This window comes from Brevibacterium marinum (assembly GCF_011927955.1).
Taxonomy (GTDB): Bacteria; Actinomycetota; Actinomycetes; order Actinomycetales; family Brevibacteriaceae; genus Brevibacterium; species Brevibacterium marinum.
This window is the reverse complement of record NZ_JAATJN010000001.1, coordinates 1,558,793-1,575,127: the sequence shown is the minus strand read 5'-3', so window position 1 is coordinate 1,575,127 and position 16,335 is coordinate 1,558,793. Positions and strand designations below refer to the sequence as shown.

The 16,335-nt window shown below is 65.0% G+C and carries 20 protein-coding genes; 8 read left to right on the top strand and 12 right to left on the bottom strand.

Going from position 1 to position 16,335, the window contains the following annotated elements; translation table 11 throughout:
* Window positions 1–44: 44 nt before the first annotated feature.
* The 6 genes from BKA07_RS06915 to BKA07_RS06890 form a co-directional block, all read right to left on the bottom strand.
* A complete protein-coding gene (locus BKA07_RS06915) occupies window positions 45–923 on the bottom strand; it encodes an NmrA/HSCARG family protein (protein ID WP_167950248.1) in 879 nt (292 codons plus the stop codon).
* A 217-nt stretch (window positions 924–1,140) separates the two neighbouring features.
* Window positions 1,141–2,997, bottom strand: a complete 1,857-nt coding sequence (locus tag BKA07_RS06910) for an MFS transporter (protein WP_167950247.1) — start codon at window positions 2,995–2,997, stop codon at window positions 1,141–1,143.
* Between the two features lie 180 nt (window positions 2,998–3,177).
* Window positions 3,178–4,461 (bottom strand): MFS transporter, encoded by a 1,284-nt coding sequence (locus BKA07_RS06905; protein ID WP_167950246.1) that lies wholly within the window; start codon window positions 4,459–4,461, stop codon window positions 3,178–3,180.
* A 155-nt stretch (window positions 4,462–4,616) separates the two neighbouring features.
* Window positions 4,617–5,603, bottom strand: coding sequence for a M56 family metallopeptidase (locus BKA07_RS06900; RefSeq protein ID WP_167950245.1), 987 nt, complete (start codon window positions 5,601–5,603; stop codon window positions 4,617–4,619).
* Window positions 5,600–6,019, bottom strand: coding sequence for a BlaI/MecI/CopY family transcriptional regulator (locus BKA07_RS06895; protein WP_167950244.1), 420 nt, complete (start codon window positions 6,017–6,019; stop codon window positions 5,600–5,602). The genes BKA07_RS06900 and BKA07_RS06895 overlap by 4 nt, the downstream gene beginning before the upstream one ends.
* Window positions 6,016–6,564, bottom strand: a complete 549-nt coding sequence (locus BKA07_RS06890; RefSeq protein WP_167950243.1) for a hypothetical protein — start codon at window positions 6,562–6,564, stop codon at window positions 6,016–6,018. The genes BKA07_RS06895 and BKA07_RS06890 overlap by 4 nt, the downstream gene beginning before the upstream one ends.
* A gap of 143 nt (window positions 6,565–6,707) precedes the next feature.
* Here BKA07_RS06890 and BKA07_RS19235 point away from each other — a divergent pair, with 143 nt between their 5' ends.
* From BKA07_RS19235 to BKA07_RS06855, 7 genes are all read left to right on the top strand, one after another.
* The gene (locus BKA07_RS19235) at window positions 6,708–7,448 is read left to right on the top strand and encodes a thioredoxin domain-containing protein (RefSeq protein ID WP_209043887.1); all 741 of its coding nucleotides are present in this window, start codon (window positions 6,708–6,710) and stop codon (window positions 7,446–7,448) included.
* Window positions 7,449–7,454: 6 nt separating this feature from the next.
* Window positions 7,455–8,693 (top strand): PQQ-binding-like beta-propeller repeat protein, encoded by a 1,239-nt coding sequence (locus BKA07_RS06880; protein ID WP_167950242.1) that lies wholly within the window; start codon window positions 7,455–7,457, stop codon window positions 8,691–8,693.
* 388 nt (window positions 8,694–9,081) lie between these two features.
* On the top strand, window positions 9,082–9,495 hold the full coding sequence (locus BKA07_RS18995; RefSeq protein ID WP_245161872.1) for a DsbA family protein: 414 nt from the start codon (window positions 9,082–9,084) through the stop codon (window positions 9,493–9,495).
* Window positions 9,495–10,412, top strand: a complete 918-nt coding sequence (locus BKA07_RS06870) for a cytochrome c biogenesis CcdA family protein (protein WP_167950241.1) — start codon at window positions 9,495–9,497, stop codon at window positions 10,410–10,412. The genes BKA07_RS18995 and BKA07_RS06870 overlap by 1 nt, the downstream gene beginning before the upstream one ends.
* Complete coding sequence (locus BKA07_RS06865; protein ID WP_167950240.1) at window positions 10,412–10,714, top strand: hypothetical protein; 303 nt, start codon at window positions 10,412–10,414, stop codon at window positions 10,712–10,714. The genes BKA07_RS06870 and BKA07_RS06865 overlap by 1 nt, the downstream gene beginning before the upstream one ends.
* Window positions 10,715–10,838: 124 nt before the next feature.
* On the top strand, window positions 10,839–11,117 hold the full coding sequence (locus BKA07_RS06860; protein WP_167950239.1) for a hypothetical protein: 279 nt from the start codon (window positions 10,839–10,841) through the stop codon (window positions 11,115–11,117).
* 19 nt (window positions 11,118–11,136) lie between these two features.
* Window positions 11,137–11,562 (top strand): hypothetical protein, encoded by a 426-nt coding sequence (locus BKA07_RS06855; protein WP_167950238.1) that lies wholly within the window; start codon window positions 11,137–11,139, stop codon window positions 11,560–11,562.
* 17 nt (window positions 11,563–11,579) lie between these two features.
* Here BKA07_RS06855 and BKA07_RS06850 read toward each other — a convergent pair whose 3' ends face one another.
* The 4 genes from BKA07_RS06850 to BKA07_RS06835 form a co-directional block, all read right to left on the bottom strand.
* Window positions 11,580–12,704 carry an aminotransferase class V-fold PLP-dependent enzyme gene (locus tag BKA07_RS06850; RefSeq protein ID WP_167950237.1) on the bottom strand — a complete coding sequence of 375 codons (1,125 nt, stop codon included), beginning with the start codon at window positions 12,702–12,704 and terminating at the stop codon, window positions 11,580–11,582.
* Window positions 12,705–12,763: 59 nt separating this feature from the next.
* The gene (fdhD, locus tag BKA07_RS06845) at window positions 12,764–13,645 is read right to left on the bottom strand and encodes a formate dehydrogenase accessory sulfurtransferase FdhD (protein ID WP_167950236.1); all 882 of its coding nucleotides are present in this window, start codon (window positions 13,643–13,645) and stop codon (window positions 12,764–12,766) included.
* Between the two features lie 5 nt (window positions 13,646–13,650).
* Entirely contained in the window at window positions 13,651–14,217 is a 567-nt protein-coding gene (locus BKA07_RS06840; RefSeq protein ID WP_167950235.1) for a molybdopterin-binding protein, read from the bottom strand.
* Window positions 14,218–14,289: 72 nt separating this feature from the next.
* A complete protein-coding gene (locus BKA07_RS06835; protein ID WP_167950234.1) occupies window positions 14,290–14,493 on the bottom strand; it encodes a hypothetical protein in 204 nt (67 codons plus the stop codon).
* Window positions 14,494–14,901: 408 nt separating this feature from the next.
* On the opposite strand from BKA07_RS06835, the gene BKA07_RS06830 reads away from it, so the two are divergent.
* Complete coding sequence (locus BKA07_RS06830) at window positions 14,902–15,309, top strand: hypothetical protein (protein ID WP_167950233.1); 408 nt, start codon at window positions 14,902–14,904, stop codon at window positions 15,307–15,309.
* A 68-nt stretch (window positions 15,310–15,377) separates the two neighbouring features.
* Here BKA07_RS06830 and BKA07_RS19230 read toward each other — a convergent pair whose 3' ends face one another.
* Complete coding sequence (locus BKA07_RS19230; RefSeq protein ID WP_342449140.1) at window positions 15,378–15,683, bottom strand: hypothetical protein; 306 nt, start codon at window positions 15,681–15,683, stop codon at window positions 15,378–15,380.
* Window positions 15,577–16,179 carry a recombinase family protein gene (locus tag BKA07_RS06820; RefSeq protein WP_245161871.1) on the bottom strand — a complete coding sequence of 201 codons (603 nt, stop codon included), beginning with the start codon at window positions 16,177–16,179 and terminating at the stop codon, window positions 15,577–15,579. The genes BKA07_RS19230 and BKA07_RS06820 overlap by 107 nt, the downstream gene beginning before the upstream one ends.
* Window positions 16,180–16,335: the final 156 nt, after the last annotated feature.

The following is a 16,335-nucleotide window of genomic DNA, read 5'->3' as shown; positions in this document are numbered from 1 at the left end:
ACTGAGTCAGCCACGGGCTCGTCAGCGAATCAATCACGGGCTCGTCAGCGGGCCGAGTATCCCGTGGCATCGAGCCAGGCGGGAAGGCTGAGGGCGTTCGGTGCGATGTCGCGGACCTGGCCCAGGTCGGCCTGGTATGCCGGGGTCTCGGCGAACCACCGGAACATCGCCTGCATGTCAGCATCCTCGTCGAGAGCTTCGATCGGCAGCGCTTCGTACCGAGCCGACAGTCCCGTGTGTTCGCCGAATGCGCGGGCGATCTCTGTGCCGGTGCGCTCATCACCGGCGATCTCGATCGCGCCTCCCGGAACGTCCGTCGTGCCCAGCAGGGCAGACGCCGCCACAGTGCCGATGTCGCGGACCGCGATCATCTGCAGCTTGATTCCGTCGGGCAGGGGCAGTCGGAGGACGAGTTCGCCCTTGTCGAGTTTCGGCCCCATCGAGGCGAAGTTATCCATGAAGAAGACCGGTCGGAGGATCGTCACCGGAGTGTCGAGACCCTTGAGATACTCTTCGACGCGGCGCTTGGACTCGAAGTGCGGGACGCCGGATTCTCTCTCGGCTCCCCCGACGGAGTTGAAGACGATGTGCGGCACCCCGGCTGCTGCAGCTGCTTGGGCCAGTGCCTTGCCCTGGAGCACTTCTCCTTCGACATCGCCGCTGCCCATGCCGCCGGGAGGAACCGTCATGAAGAAGAAGGCGGCGGCTCCCTCCAGGGCCGCTGCCAGCGAAGTCGGATCGTCGGCGTCGGCATAGACCAGCTTCACCCCACGATCGGCGAGGGACCGTGCTCGTTCAGATTCCAGGCTGCGCACCAGCGCCCGAACGTGTGCGCCCTGGTCCACCAGCGCATCGACGACGGCACCGCCCTGTTGTCCGGTGGCGCCGAAGACTGCGATGGGTCCGTTCGTCTCTGCTGACATGCTCCGCTCCTCACCCGGTGTGTCTGCAATGTGCCTGCGTCCATCCGTGTCCGTGTCGGCGTCCTTCCGTGTCTGTGACGGCGTTCACTGCGGGGTGCCGCTGAGCATACCGGCGACCAGTCCGAGCACCGCGAGGACGGCCAGGACGATGATGAGCACACGTTTACGCATACGACCGATTCTACTGGCGGCGTCTGGACAGAGTCTTCACCTGCGCTCACCGGTCGGTCAACTCCAGTCTGCCGCGGCGATTGCGCCTGATGTGCCCTTGTCTGATCGCTTCGCGCACCGAGGAGCGGAACCGCCCCGGCCCCCAACGGCGGGCACCGATGGCACGGTGCAGCTCCGCCTCGGAGACAGGCTGCATGTCGCGGACGTAGTCGATGATGCCCTGCACCTCGTTGACCGAGACCTCGGGCGGGACATCGCGCGAGGACACCGACGGCCAGGGGGCGTACACGCCGGCCGACCCTGGACCCGGACGCAATTTCTGTCGTCGGCTCTCAGACACCGTGCGATCCCCCACCTCGGCGGGCCGGTCGGTGCCAGGCTCCTGGTCGACATCCGCCTCGGCGGTCTCTTCGGCTCCGGCGCCACCGTCTCTCGTCGACTCCGCCGCCTCCTCGTCGGCGTCCTCTGCCGTCAGCGGACGGGCGATGCCCTCGAGGTCGGCACCCTCGGCCTTGACCCCGAAGAGGAGTTCGGCCACTCCGCCGAGGGCCATGACGCCCGCACCGATGCAGAACGCCATTGCGACCAGGGACCGGTCTCCGGACTCGATCATTCCGCCGAACAGCAGTGGGCCGACAATGCCTCCGGCGGCGGTGCCGATGGCGTAGAAGAACGCGATCGCCAGTGCACGTGTCTCCATCGGGAAGATCTCGCTGACCGTGAGATAGGCCGCGCTGGCACCGGATGAGGCGAGGAAGAAGCACACGATGAGGATGATGAGGAAGAGCCATTCTCCTCCGAGGTCGGCATTGAAGACGCCCGCGAGAATGACGGCGACGACCGCTGAGCCGATATAGCTGAAGGAGATCATCGGCTTGCGGCCGATAGTGTCGAAGAATCTGCCCAGGAGCACGGGCCCGGCGAAGTTGCTCAGCGACCACAGGATGATGAAGATCGGCACAGTTGTGGCGGCGACTCCGTAGAAGCCGTTGAACAGCGTCCCGAGATTGAAGGTGATCCCGTTGTAGAGGAAGGCCTGACCGACGAAGAGGACGAGGCAGAGGAACGCTCGCTTCGGGTAGAGCTTGAAGGCGACTCGCATGATCTCGACGAAGGAGATGGTCTTGCGCTGCCGCACAGTGATGGTCTTGTCCGGTTCGGGCAGACATTGCGAGGTCTCGGCTTCGACCCCGTCCTCGATGTCGCCGACGATGCGTTCGGCCTCGTCGCTCTGCCCGTGGATGAACAGCCACCGAGGACTCTCCGGCACGTTCTTGCGAACGACGAAGACGAAGATCGCCAGCAGCATGCCCACGGCGAAGGCCAGACGCCAGCCGATCATCTTCGGCAGGATGTCGGTGTTGAGGAAGAACAGCGTCGTGGCGGCACCACCGGCGGCGCCGAGCCAGTAGGAGCCATTGATGATGAGATCGATCCGGCCTCTCACCCGGGCCGGAATGAGTTCGTCGATGGCCGAGTTCACTGCTGCGTATTCGCCGCCGATGCCGGCGCCGGTCAGGAAGCGGACGAGGAAGAAGTACCACGGAGAGAATGAGAACGCCGTGGCCACCGTGGCGACGAGGTAGAGGACAAGGGTGATGAGGAAGAGCTTTCTGCGCCCGAATCGGTCGGTGAGCTGGCCGAAGACGATGGCGCCGATGCACGCCCCGAGCACGTAGATCGCACCGGCGGTGCCGACCTGGCCGGCGGTCATATCGATACCGCTGCCCTCTTCGGTCATCCGGGCGGCGACGTTGCCGACCATCGTGACCTCGAGACCGTCGAGGATCCAGACGCTGCCGAGGCCGACGACGACCATCCAGTGGAATCTCGCCCACGGGAGCCGGTCCAGGCGGGCGGGCACGTCCGTCTTGATCGTTCCGAGCTCGACATCCTTGCTCATCAGACACCTCACCGTATTGACTCGACGCCGTCCAGTGGAGTCTAAGCACGTCGTGAAGACGCCGACAAGGGGCTGGTGCTCCTGCCCGAGGGAGAGTACGATTCCTCGGTTTCGAGGATGCGCCGATGGCCGATTCATCCGGTTCTGGAGGATCTGGTCATCCGGTTCTGGAGGGCAGAATCATTCCGTTCTGCGCGAAGTGCGCATGAGCCCGAACGCCAGCAGCACACAGAGCAGATAGACCAGCCCGACAGCGGCCCAGCCCAGCGAGAAGCCGCCGGGTGAGCCGACGAGGACTCCCATACCCAACGGTCCGAGGGCGAAGCCGGTGAACATGCCTGCCGTGACCATTCCGCTGGCGGAGGCCATCGACGTCGCGGGAATCGAGCGCATGAGAGCACTCATCAACACCACAGAGACGCCGAGCGCCGAGGTGCCGTGCAGTGCCGCCGCGACCCACAGCAGCCATGCCCAACCGGAGGTTCCTGCAATGTAGAACGTCACTGCCCCGGCCGTGGCGATCAGCGCAAGAAGCAGCAGCAGGCGTGGCCCGGAGGCACCGTGGGCCATCTTCCTCGCCCAGCCGACGCGGGCGGCCACTCCGATGGCCCCGGCCACCGCCGCCGTGAGACCGCCGAGCACGAGCGAGAATCCCAGCTCGCGCACGGCGAACAGCGGCATGTAGACATTGGTCGCCTGAACCCCGATTCCGTTGAGCAGGCCGAAAGCCGCCAGTGCCCACACCATGCCCGGGTGTCCTGAGGAGTCCGGCGTCTCGGCGTCGATCGGCTCGGCGCCGTGCTCACCTGAGTCGTTCGGCTCGGCGTCGACAGATCCGGCGGTGATCGATTCGTTCGCGCCCGCCGGTGGTGACAGGTGCTCCGGCAGCACCGGTGTGACGCGCAGAGACTGCCAGGTCATCACCATGAGGACGAGAGGGACGATTGCGATGGCCAGAGCCGCGCCCCGCCAACCTGCGGCCGCTGCCAGCAGCGGAAAGGCCAGGCTCGCCGTCAGCTGGCTGACCTGGACTCCGGATTGCTTGATCCCCACCCAGCCGATCCGCTTCGACACCGGCACGCGCTCGAGCAGGATCCGGTTGGTGATCCCGTTGGGGAAGGACTGGGCAATTCCGGAGATGCCTGCCGCGATCAGCAGCATCCAGAAGCTCGCCGGGATTGCGACCAGCGCCAGAGCCGCCGTGGAGAGCACGAAGACCAGCGTCATCAGGGAAGTGTCCGACTGTCTGTCGGCGATCCGCCCCAGGGTCGCATTGCCGATGGCTGCGCAGGCGAAACAGGCGGTGGCCAACAGACCGAACTGGGCTTCCGAGATGCCGAGGTCGACGATGATCGAGTCGCTGGCGGCGCTGAGCCCGTAGAGCAGCAGCGGCCCGGAGCCGACGGCGCCCAACAGGACGGTCAGCAGACCTCTGCCCGGCCCCCGTCGTTCTCGTCTGTCCACCTGTCACTCTCCTTGTGCTCCACCAGCATGTTAGACCCCGCTGCGTCCGCTGTGGAATGAGTCCGATCGGTGACCACGGGCGACCCGACGCGCTCGCTGACCTGAAGTCATCGACGTCCTCTCGGTGCTCGTCACGATGACAAGCGGCGCACGGGTCAGGGCATGACGCAGCCTGATGCGATGACCGAGGCGTAGGAGTAGAACACGGAGGAGAAGACGGTGACGAAGGCCGCGAGCACGCTGGCGAGGGCGATGACGGGCAGCACTCCGGATGCCATGGCGGCGGGCGAGACGAGCTGCCGGATCCGATCGGGCCCGGCGATGTTGAGTGCGTAGGGCCCGCTGAGATGGTCGCTGATATCCGTGGGCTGGCCGATCTTGAGCAGGGCGCTGGCCAGGGCGGGCGTTCCGGCGGTGCGCCGGGCACGGTTGTCGGCGGTGATCTCGAGGTAGAGGGGGATGGAGGCGGTCACCTCGGCGAACAGGGGGATGAATGACAGCGGTCGCACGAAGGTGTCGACGACTGCCATGATCCGGTGATGCCCGCCCTCGACGTGGGCTCTCTCGTGTTCGAGCACAGCGGCGAGTTCGTTCTTCTCCAAGCTCGCACACAGCGCCTGGGAAACGATCACTCCGCCGTACTTCCGCGGCAGGGAGAACGCGAAGGGAGTCTGCTGGTCGAGGACGTTCAGGGTCTGACCGTCGATGTCGGTGACCGCCGAATTGCGCTGCAGACGCCGGGCTGCAGAGGAGTTGGCTCGTCTGCGCCGAACCCGCTGGGACAGCCCCCATGCGATGGACACGAGTGAGAGCCCTAAGGGGAAGATGAGGAAGAGGATCACCGGGATCAGGGTGTCGACCTGCGCGAGGCCGGGGAACGGGCTGGCGGCGATGAGGCACTGCTGACACACCTCGGCGAGAGGAACGGGCAGCACATCGGGGCCCTTGAACAGAGAAGCGGCCAACAGGCTCAGTGCTGCCACGACCGCCCACCACATGAGAGGCACAGACAGGAGCCCGAACACAGCGAGGCGCGGTGCTCGCATGAGGACCGGGGCGGCACTCCTCACTAGGAAGGGACCGATCCAGGTGATGAGGACGAACAGCGCGCCCGCACCGATGCCGATGAACAGCAGACTCATCCGCGCTCACCCTTCGAGTCGAGATAGTTCCGCAGGAGCTCGACGTCCTCGGCACCGATGCCCTCGACGAAGTGGAGGATCGAGGCCGCCCGGTCTCCCCCGTTGACCAGTGCTTTCTGCATGAGTGTCGCGGCGTGCTCTTCGCGGCTGATGATCGGGGTGTGGAAGACCGATCGGCCCCGACGTTCGCGTTGGACGAGGTGTTTGCGCTCGAGGTTGGTCAGCACTGTCGCGATCGTCGTATAGGCAGGATCGGCCTCCGATGCCTCGATGATCTGCCTGACCGTCAGCGGACCGTCATCCCACAGCAGGTCCATGACCTGCTGTTCGAGCGCGCCGAGGCGGATCGGCGATGAGTTCTCAGCCGAGGGGTTCTCGGGAGAAGACTTCTCGGTCGGGGCCGAGCCGGATGTCATGGCAGACGGCTCCTTTCACGAGTGGGCACCGGGCAGGAGGACTGCCCCTTGAGACGGACGACCACCGCGACCAGCAGCAGGACGACCGACAGTGCCGCCAGCACGGCCTGCAGCGGCGCGAAATAGGTGAGAACCCCAGTGTAACCGAGCACGAGAAGTGCGATCTTGTTGCACACCGGACAACCGACTGCGAACCAGCCGAGCATGCCGCCGACGGTGCCGAAGGCGCCCCCGCGACGCTCGGACCGCTCGTCCACATTCTCGCCATCGACCGTCTCTGCGGACTCGGCGGGAGCGACGGTGCCAGCGGGCTCGCGGATGTAGGTGGCGATGAGCAGCCCCAGGAGGACCGACATGAGAATCCACATCGGATAGTCCCACCACTGGGGAGGGATGTCTCTGGCGAAGAGCGAATTGGGGATGAGGACGGTGGACGCTCCGATGACGAGCACAGAAGCACCGGCGGCCACGATGGCGACGACGATGCGGCGGGTGCCCCACATCCGAAGCGATTGGGCCGCCTCTGAGAGAGAGGAGAACAGCAAGAAGGTCCCTTCGTTGCGCAGCGTCGGACAGTCTGTTTACTATGGGAGCTAGTATACTATGTCACGTAGTAAAGTTCCATGGCGCGTTGCCTCGAGTGCGTGCTGACCCGACTCTCCCGACCCGACTCCCTCAGGAGGTTCCCGTGTTCCGTTCTGCTCGCGGCCCCATGGTGTGGCTCGTGCCCTTAGTCGTCATCGCCCTCGCTGCGGTGCTCATCGGCGTGGTCATCGTCAACCAGGGCCCCTCCGATGACGGCGCGAGCGCACAGGAATCTGATTCGCAGAGCGAGTCGGAATCCGGCGACACCGATTCCGGCACCGAAGAGGTCGACCTGTCGTTCGTCGAACACCGGGTCGAAGGCGACAGTCGCGCGCTCGGCGATGTCGACGCGCCGGTGACACTCGTCATGTTCTCCGACTACCAGTGCCCGTACTGCGCGTCTTGGAATCAGGACACGCTCCCGGCCATGATGGACTACGCCGAACGCGGTGATCTGCGCATCGAGATGCGTGACCTCGCTGTCTTCGGCGAGGAGTCCGAAAGGGCGGCCCGCGCAGCCTATGCCGCAGGCCTCCACGACAAGTATTGGGAGTTCCACAATGCCATGTTCGACGGTGGTGAGCACCCGCCGAAGTCCGAACTCGACGATGACTCCCTGGTCGACACAGCCAAGGAACTCGGACTCGATCCCACGAAATTCAAGGGGGACATGAACTCCGTTGATGCCCATGACGACTTCGAGGCCAACGCGGACGAAGGCTATTCGCTGGGAGTGTCCAGCACTCCGACATTCGTCATCGGCGGCAAACCGCTCGTCGGCGCCCAACCGACCCAGGAGTTCGTCGACGCTGTCGACGATGCCCTCGCCGAGGCGGAAGGTTAAGGACACATGCGACCACGGCCCACCGCCTCGGCGGTTCTGCCTCTCGCCCTCACCGTCATCGTCGGGCTCAGCGCCTGCTCTGCGTTCGGTTCGGACTCCCAGTCGTTCGAACCGAATCCGGCCGGGACACAAGCTCCCAGCTTCGATGCTGGTGAGGCGAAGGGCGACTCCGCTGCGTCGCGAGCCGTCGATCCAGGCTGGGACGCCCCGGCCCAGGAAGCGGACGGGACGTTCCTGTCGATGTATGAGAACGACGACAGCCTCGAATACCGCGCCGTTGATTCGACGGGTCAGGTCGTCTGGACGGCGCATCGTCCACGCGCCTGTTCCGCTTACCTCGTCACCTCAACCGATGACGGCCCAATCGCGGTCCTCATGGACCAAGGCTCCTCGACCGGCAACTCACTCACACCGACCGCGAGCGGCTATGACCTCGCGACCGGTCGGAAACGGTGGGGGCCTGTGGAGACGCCCGGTGCGCTGCTGGGCAACGGCCTCGTCTTCGCAGGTGCACCGAAGGACTTCATCGGAACCAGCGGCCCCCGCACGGCACTCGACCCGGCCACCGGAGAGGTGGCCGCTGTCGAAGCCGAGGATGGGGGAGAGAGCGAAGACTCCTCGCCCCGGGTGGTCGCGCTGTTCGGCGAGCATCTGATTCGCGGTCAGGGCAACGACATCGTCGGTGAGGATCCCGAGGGCCACAGACTCTGGACTCGGGCAACCGAGGACTTCGGCCTGTCCGCACCCGAGGCCCGGGAGGTCCCCTGGGAGCCCATCGGTGACTCTCATGCGCTGGTGGGCGAGGCCGACAGCGAGGCGCGCACCCTCATCGACCTGCGCTCTGGGACGACCGTCGATTCGAAGATCGCTGGGGCCTGGTTCGATTCATCGAGCAACACCTTGGTCACAGCCGGGCCCGATCTGCGCGGGTACGACGCTGACGGGACGAAACGCTGGAGCACACCCCTGCCCGAGAACGCCGAGGTCGCCGCCGTGGGCGCCGGTCTCATCGCCTTCGACTCGGAGAGTGGGAGCGACTCGGAGAGTGGGCACGGGTCCGATCACACAGAGCAGCCGGAGCAGCCGGTCACGGCCAGATCCGCTCGCGACGGAAGCTCTGCCGCAGGCGGCACTCCCCTGCTCATGACGGTCAAGCGGCTCGGAGCGCCCCACCACATCTCCGAATCCGGTGCCGCGCTCATCGGTGACCCCCAGACACCACTGTTGACCACAAGGCAGGACTGAACGTTGGCGGCACCGAACCGCCATAAACTACACTTTACTAAGCTGCATAGTAATTCAGGAATGGTGAAATGCCGAGACACGAAGCGCTCAGACCCCAATACCGCTGGTGGATCCCGCTGACGATCATCGCCGCGGCCATGGTGCTCGTGCTCATGATCCTCGTCATGAACCGCGAGCAGAACAAAGATTCCGCCCAGGACACTGCTGATGGACAGAAGGAGTCGGACGTCGTGGTCACCGAGGTCGAAGATCCCGAGCAGAAGGACCTCAGCGACTTCGACACCGACGAAGACGATCCCCTGGCCGACGGTCCGGTGGATGCCCCGGTCACGCTCGTCGTCTTCAGTGCCCGTACTGTGCGGCCTGGTCTCAGGACACTCTGCCGACAATGCTCGACTACGTCGACTCCGGTGATCTGCGGATCCAATGGCGTGAGGTCAACGTCTTCGGCAGCGCCTCCGAACGGGCAGCCAAGGCAGCCTACGCGGCCGCCCTGCAGGACAAGCACTGGGAGTTCCACGAGAAGCTGTTCACCGGCGGCAAGCCCCGCGCGCCCCAGGACCTCTCCGAGGAGGCACTGACCTCCGTAGCTGCCGACATCGGCCTCGACATGAACCAGTTCGACGAAGACATGAACTCCCCCGAGACCGCAGAAGCCGTCGAGGAGAACGCGCGGATGGGCACCGACCTCGGCGCCTTCTCCACTCCGACGTTCATCCTCAATGAACAGCCCTACGTCGGAGCCCAGCCCACCGCAGTCTTCGTCGACGCCATAGAACAAGAACTGGAAGGTCAGAACTGATGGACATCGGATTGCTCAGCGCATTCATCGGCGGAGTCCTCGCTCTGCTCAGCCCCTGCGCGGCACTGCTGCTGCCGGCCTTCTTCGGCTCGACGGTCGGGGTCGGCTCGCGACTGCTGCTCCACGGGGCCATCTTCTACGTCGGGATGCTTCTGGTCCTCATTCCGCTGGGAATGGGGGCGGGCACACTGGGAGCGGTCTTCACTGCCTATCGCGGCACGATCGTCCTCGTCGCCTCGGTGATCCTCATCATCCTCGGCGTCGTCCAATTCTTCGGCTTCGGCTTCGATCCCGCTCGGGTCCTGCCCGGTGCCGAAGCCGCACGGTCCCGGTCAGCGATGGCGACGGGGACGACGAAGACGTTCCTGCTCGGCGCCACGAGCGGGATCGCCGGTGTCTGCTCCGGGCCGATCCTCGGCGCGGTGCTGACTTTGGCGGCTACCCGAGGAAGCGTGTTCCTGGGAGGAGCGATGCTGGCGATCTACGGTGCCGGAATGGTCGTGCCGCTGTTCATCATCGCGGCACTGTGGTCGCGGATGGGGCAACGGGCCAGGAAGATCATGCGCGGGGGCTCCGTCTCGCTGTTCGGCCGTCGAATTCCCACTGTCTCGATGATCACCGGTGCGCTGATGATCCTCATCGGCATCGTCTTCTGGATGACGAACGGCCTCGTCTCCGCACCGTCTCTGGTCCCGACCTCGACCCTTGCCGACTTTCAGGAATGGGCAAGTTCCTGGACATCGACCACGACCGACGTCATCGCCGTCTGCGTTTTGGCGGTCATTGCGATCATCGTGTGGTTCCGACATGAGCGCCATCGCAACAGTCAACGTCGTGCGACGGATGAGTCCGGCCGCGACGGTGGCAGCACACACGCGCAGGATTCGGCGAGGGCACGAGACGAGCAGAGTCGCTGATGGCCACAAGACGCATCGTCGCCCTGGCCGCAAGCCTGAGCTGCGCACTGGCGCTCTTCGGCTGCACCGGCATCGAGGAACCGCCCGAACTCGACCGCCAACCGAAGCAGGTGGGAACGAAGCTCGATGCGGTCGACGCATCCGATCTGCAGCTGCCGCTCATCGTCGAACCGCTCGAACTCGTGGAACCCGGATGGGATCTCGGCGTCCAGCACCACGACGATGTCTTCCTCTCGGCAGGCAGCGGCGACGACCGTCTGGACTTCAGCGCCGTGGACAGCAGCGGCACCACTCTGTGGTAGGCGCAGCGGCCCACGGGGTGCACCGGGTTCACCGTCACCGCCGACAGCGAAGGAAATCCGCTGGCAGTGCTCACCGACGCGGCCTCTGATGAGAGCTGCGAGACCGATGTGACCGCGAGCGCCTATGATCTCGAATCGGGCGAGCAGCGCTGGGGACCGACGGAGGTCCCTGGGACCGATGCGCGGGCCCGGCACCGTCTTCTCCTCCGGTGACGACGGCGATGCTGTGGCGCTCGACCCGGACACCGGCGAGGCTGCAGCGGATCCGCCTCCGGACTCTCGTATCCTCGGTGAGTATCAGGGAACGATCCTCAGCGTTGACGACGACGGGCTCGTCGCCTCTGAACAGGGGGGAATCCACGTGGGAGATCCCGCTGTCGGACCACGACTGGAAACCCGATGAGCTCACAGCGGTCTCCGACGTGGACGAAGGGCTGATCCACCTCGACGCGAAGGAGGGGTCCGGCCAGGTCATCGATGCGGACACGGGTGAGGTCCTCGATGAATCCGCCCAGGAAGTCGTCCGTGATGCGAACTCGGAGATGGTCATCACTTCGGACACTCAGGGCCTGTCTGTCATTGATGGGGCAGGCAAGAACGAGCTGCCCGTGTCGCTGCCGGAATCCGTGAAACTCGAGGCAGCGGTCGGCGGACTCATCTACCTGCGTGAGGACCAGACACTGCGCGTGCACAACGCGGCCACCGGCAGCATAGCCCGGGGCTACCCGGCCGAGGGCTCAGGAATCGTCGCGGTCCCCGGCACCTTCACATCACAGGGCCTGGGGACGCTGCGCGCCGGTGACCGGACTCTGTTGGCCACGGACCGGGCGGTCGAAGAGTCGATGTAAGGGTAGTCGAGTCTGCCTCAGGTCAGACCGCGCAGGGCCTCGACCGCCGCCGTGACATCGTCGGCATCGTTGTAGAGATGGAATCCGAAACGTGCTCGCCCATCGGCCATGGAGAATCTGATCCCGGCCTCGTCGAGCCGCGACGGCGCAGCATCGGCGACCTCGATCGACACGATCGCGGAGTTCGACGTCTCCAGGCCCAGCCTCGCCCGGAAAGCGTTGGCCAGGGCCACATCGTGCGCATGGATCCGTTCGACACCGATCTCGAGCAGTAGTTCGAGCGAAGGCGCCGTCCCCACCCAACTGTGCCAGGCCGGGGAGATGTCGAAGGCACGGGCATCGTCCGCCAGGTGCATCGGCATGCTGTAGCTCGCTCCAGTCCCACCTGCGAACCATCCGGCCGCGAGCGGCTTCAGCCGCGCGGCGAATTCCTCCCGGCTTCGCGTGCTGGTCGCGCCGCTGTCACCACTGTTCGGAGGGCGCATCGTGAGGAAGGCCGCTCCACGGGGAGCGCACAGCCATTTGTAGGCGGCGACGACCAGGAAATCGACCTCGGCGGCATCGAGCGGCAGCCAGCCGGCGGCCTGCGTGCCGTCGAGCACGGTGAGGGCTCCCACCTCGCGGGCGCGCGCCGTGATCGTCTGGGTATCGGCAACCTCGCCGGTCGCCGACTGTGCAGCCGAGAACGACACAAGCGCCGTCGACTCATCGATCGCCTCGGCGAGGGAGTCGAGCGGTGCGGTGCGAACGCTCACCCCGCGGTGCGCATGAACGGCGAACGGGTAGACCCCTGAGGTGAACTCGATATCGGGGACGAGGACCTCGGCACCGTCGGGAAGGGCCGCGGCGATCGGGGCGAGCAGCTGGGATACGGCCGCCCCCGTGGCCACCCAGTCCGCTTCCGCACCGATCATCGTGGCGAAGAGCTCACGGGAATCCTGGACGGAATCCGTCCACGACTGCCAAGGGCGGGTGCCGCGTCGCCACTGTTCGAGCGATGTCTGCATCGCATCCCATCCTCGCCGAGGCGGTGGCCCGTACGAGCACGAGTCGAGGAAGGTGCGGTCGACGTCCCATTCCGCCCGTGCCTCGGCGAGCGAGAGTGAAGGGGTGTGCGCGGTGTGATCGTCATCGATTCCCATCCCACCGAATCTAGCACCGGGGCGAGCAGCGGGACCAGAGCGTCCCTCAGGATACTCGCTCAGGCCACCCGCTCCGGATACGAGTAGACGTTGAAGCGGCCCCTGCGGTTGAAGCCGATGACGCTGACGCCAACGCTCTTGCCGTGGTCGACGGCGAGAGCGGAGGGTGCGCTGACGGCCGACATCATCGGGATGCCTGCCATCGCGGACTTCTGGACCAGTTCGAACGAGGCGCGTGCCGAGACCTGCAGGGCGGTCTTGCGCAGCGGCAGGCCCTGTTCGGCCATGGCCCAGCCGATGACCTTGTCGACGGCGTTGTGGCGGCCGACGTCTTCACGGCCGATGAGCAGCTCGGGTTCGGCGGTCGGATCCTCGCCGATCGCGAAGAGTGCGGCCGCATGGACTCCCCCGGTCTTGTCGAAGACCTGCTGCTGCGAGCGCAGCCGGTCCGGCAGTTCGCCGATGCGCGCGGCGCTGAGCAGCTGCGGGAACTGGAACTCCGCCTCCTCGTCGACATGGAACGATGCCGGGATCAGCGGGTAGGCAGAGGCCTTCGTCACCGCGTCGATGGCCGCGGTTCCACAGATCCCGCACGAGGACGAGGTGTAGACGGATCTGGCGGGGGCCGCCTCGGCGCTCCAGATTCCGGGCCTCAGCCGCACCCGGGCGACGTTGTAGTTCCGGGATCCGTCTGGAGCGAGCCCGGCGGAGAAGTCGATCTCCTCGATATCGCCCATGGTCGTGATGATTGCTTCGGAGAGGAGGTAGCCGGCGATGAGTTCGACATCGTTGCCGGGCGTGCGCATCGTGACGGCGAACTGCTCACCGTTGAGCCTGATTTCGAGCGGCTCTTCGCCGGCCAGGGAGTCGGGTCCGGCGGCGATCTCTCCGGTGGCGTCGAATCTGTGGACTCGGGCGCGTACTGCCCTGCGCTGCTGCATGCTGATCAGACCCTTGGGCCGTGGTCGGTGGTGTCCTCGACCGAGGTTTGGATGTGTTCGAGGAGTTCGTCGATGACGGTGATGCCGTCCTTGACGCCGCCCTTCGAGCCGGGGAAGTTGATGACGAAACTGCGCCCGCGCACGCCGGCGACTCCACGACTCATCACCGCCGAGGTGGTCGCCTCCAATCCCTTGCGCCACATCGCGTAGACGAGCCCCGGGGACTGTCGTTCGAGTAGCTCGGCCGTGAACTCCGGGGTGCGGTCATCCGGAGCCAGGCCTGTGCCGCCGCTGGTGACGATGACGCGCGGGCGCTCCTCCTCGGGGGTGTCGACGAGCAATGCCCGCAGGGCCTGACCGACGGGTTCGCCGTCACGGACGACGATGGCATCAGGGGTGTCGTAGCCACGTGAGCGCAGCCAGTCGACAAGAATCGGACCGGTGGTGTCGGCCGCCTCTCCCCTGGCCGCCGAGGTGGAGGCGATGATGACTGCGGCAGAGCGGCCGGCGCCGAGGCGGGCGGCAGTTTCGTTGCCCGTCGAGCTCCCCGGGCTCGCAGACTCAGTGGTCACGTACGATCCTTCTTCCCAGCCAAGAGTGTTGAGACCTCCATTGTTCCACGGAGTCGGTCAACGACGCACGGTTCAGACGGCTCGGCCGCCGTCTGCGTCATGGCCGCCGTTTTCGTCCTGGCCAGCGTGGCGTGGGAACATGTGCAGCTGACCTCTCACGTCGTGAGTTCCGGGGATGTCGGCGAGCGTGATCGTGCGGATGAGTCCTTCGATCGCGTGCTCCGCACCGGCGAGGAGGGTCGCAGAAGGATTCGCACCCGTGGAGGCCGGGAGCACCGGGGGCTAAAGCTGAACATTCCCTAAGACTAGAAGCGCCGTTGTTTGCAGATTGACGACCAGCGAGCAGGGAGCCGGCGACTTGGCTGTGTAGCAGATAATTACAATGTGAACGGGTATCGGAGCCAGCTTAAAATTATCACACAATCCCTGCTAGTGGGGCTGGCGTAGCCGCTGCTAGAGGGGCTGGCATATAATTATGAAACCGCAAAAGACGAAGGCAGTTAAGAAGTTCCTCAAGTCGCAGGGCTGGGAGTTCCTGCGAGACGTGAAAGGTTCACATGAGTTGTGGAAAGACCCGTAGACGGGCGACCGACTCAGTATCCCGGTTGGACACGGGGAAGCCAGCCCCGGTGTTCTTCGCCAGTTGGAGGCGGTTCTGCCGAACATTCCGAGGGAGTGGAAGTAATGACTAGGAAGATCAGCGTTAAGGCCTACCGTGAGGGCAAATGGTGGACCTACGAGATTCCCGAGCTGGGGGCGCCAGCCCCCAGCGGCAACGGGGCATTCATGATGCCCGTTGGTCAGACCCGCGCAGCCGCGAAAGTGGCCGAGAAGGCCCGTGACCTCGCCGCTCTCTGGGAGGACAGCGACGCCGAGGACCTCGAGGTTTCGGTGACATTCGTTCTACCAGAGGACGTCACTACCGCACAGCACACCGCCGAGAAGCTGGAAGCGAGAGGACGGGCAGAACTCGATGAAGCTGCACAGCTTCGCCGCAAGGCCGTGCGCGCGCTCTTAGCCGATGACGTGTCTCAAGTTGACGCGGCCGCCGTGCTCGGCATTTCTCGGCAGCGCGTCCAGCAGCTCGCCTGACCACGTTCAGCAGGACACCATGCCCAAGCTCAACAAAGAGGCACGCCAACGGCTCGACGCGGCCGGGATCAGCATTGCAGAGTGGTCACGCCGCTTTTCTCACAGCAGCACATGGGGCGGCGACGTGCGTGGATGCCCTGACAACTCGCTGTATCGGCCACCACCACACCGCCGACGAACCCCGCGGATGCTTGAACTTGCTCATTCGGCAGCACGAGACTGAGCAGCAGGCGAACGGTGTGCCCAAGGACATTTGGAACGTAAGCGTCACATCCTGGTCTCTTGATGAGCTGGTAGACGGCCGTGCAGGTATTCGTCTGGTCGATGGCCACGCAGATGAGGGTGTCGCGTTCGTAGACTCGGATCTCTGAAATGTCGCGGGGGTCGTAGCGGATCGTCAGAGAGCTTCTGGGCGATGTCGTCCGGGTCCACCGGTGGCCGCCCGAACTTGGTGCCGTTTTGCTTGGCTGCGGCAATGCCGGCGTTGACGCGTTCAGCGATAAGTTCTCGTTCATACTCGGCCAGGGTGGCTAGCATTCCCAGCATCATCCGACTCGACGAGGTCTCGGGGTCGATGTTGTCGGAAACAGAACAGACCTTCAGTCCTCGGTCCCGAAGAAGGTTCACGGTTGCCAGAACATCGAGGAGTGATCGGCCGAGGCGGTCAATTCGCCACACGACGACGGTGTCGCCGTCCTCGGCATATTCGAGCAGCCGCCTCATTCCAGGTCGCTGTTTCGCCGTCTTACTCCAAGAGGTCACATCTGAGAACACATCTCGTTTCTGGACTCCCGCAGCGCCGAGTGCATCGAGCTGGAGCTGCGCATCTTGCGCGGCGGTACTGACTCGCGTATATCCCAGAAGCCTCATGCTCTAAGAATGACTCACAAAGGTCACAAGTCACGAACGTAAGACAGTTTACGGTGAGACAAGTTATCGAGACATTCTCTGCCCTGTGAAGTCGGGCGGCGAGAGGTGCCACGGCCGAACGAGGTTGCTTGTCTCATAAAACTAAGATATCTAGGA

Coding starts and splice junctions, on each gene's coding strand:
- BKA07_RS06895 (WP_167950244.1), bottom strand. CDS start 6,019: ATGACATCCGGCTCGGCCCCGACCGAGAAGTCTTCTCCCGAGAACCCC.
- BKA07_RS06830 (WP_167950233.1), top strand. CDS start 14,902: ATGACTAGGAAGATCAGCGTTAAGGCCTACCGTGAGGGCAAATGGTGG.
- fdhD (WP_167950236.1), bottom strand. CDS start 13,645: ATGCAGCAGCGCAGGGCAGTACGCGCCCGAGTCCACAGATTCGACGCC.
- BKA07_RS06915 (WP_167950248.1), bottom strand. CDS start 923: ATGTCAGCAGAGACGAACGGACCCATCGCAGTCTTCGGCGCCACCGGA.
- BKA07_RS06900 (WP_167950245.1), bottom strand. CDS start 5,603: ATGAGTCTGCTGTTCATCGGCATCGGTGCGGGCGCGCTGTTCGTCCTC.
- BKA07_RS06860 (WP_167950239.1), top strand. CDS start 10,839: ATGATCTCGAATCGGGCGAGCAGCGCTGGGGACCGACGGAGGTCCCTG.
- BKA07_RS06820 (WP_245161871.1), bottom strand. CDS start 16,179: ATGAGGCTTCTGGGATATACGCGAGTCAGTACCGCCGCGCAAGATGCG.
- BKA07_RS18995 (WP_245161872.1), top strand. CDS start 9,082: ATGCTCGACTACGTCGACTCCGGTGATCTGCGGATCCAATGGCGTGAG.
- BKA07_RS06880 (WP_167950242.1), top strand. CDS start 7,455: ATGCGACCACGGCCCACCGCCTCGGCGGTTCTGCCTCTCGCCCTCACC.
- BKA07_RS06870 (WP_167950241.1), top strand. CDS start 9,495: ATGGACATCGGATTGCTCAGCGCATTCATCGGCGGAGTCCTCGCTCTG.
- BKA07_RS06850 (WP_167950237.1), bottom strand. CDS start 12,704: ATGGGAATCGATGACGATCACACCGCGCACACCCCTTCACTCTCGCTC.
- BKA07_RS06865 (WP_167950240.1), top strand. CDS start 10,412: ATGGCCACAAGACGCATCGTCGCCCTGGCCGCAAGCCTGAGCTGCGCA.
- BKA07_RS06910 (WP_167950247.1), bottom strand. CDS start 2,997: ATGAGCAAGGATGTCGAGCTCGGAACGATCAAGACGGACGTGCCCGCC.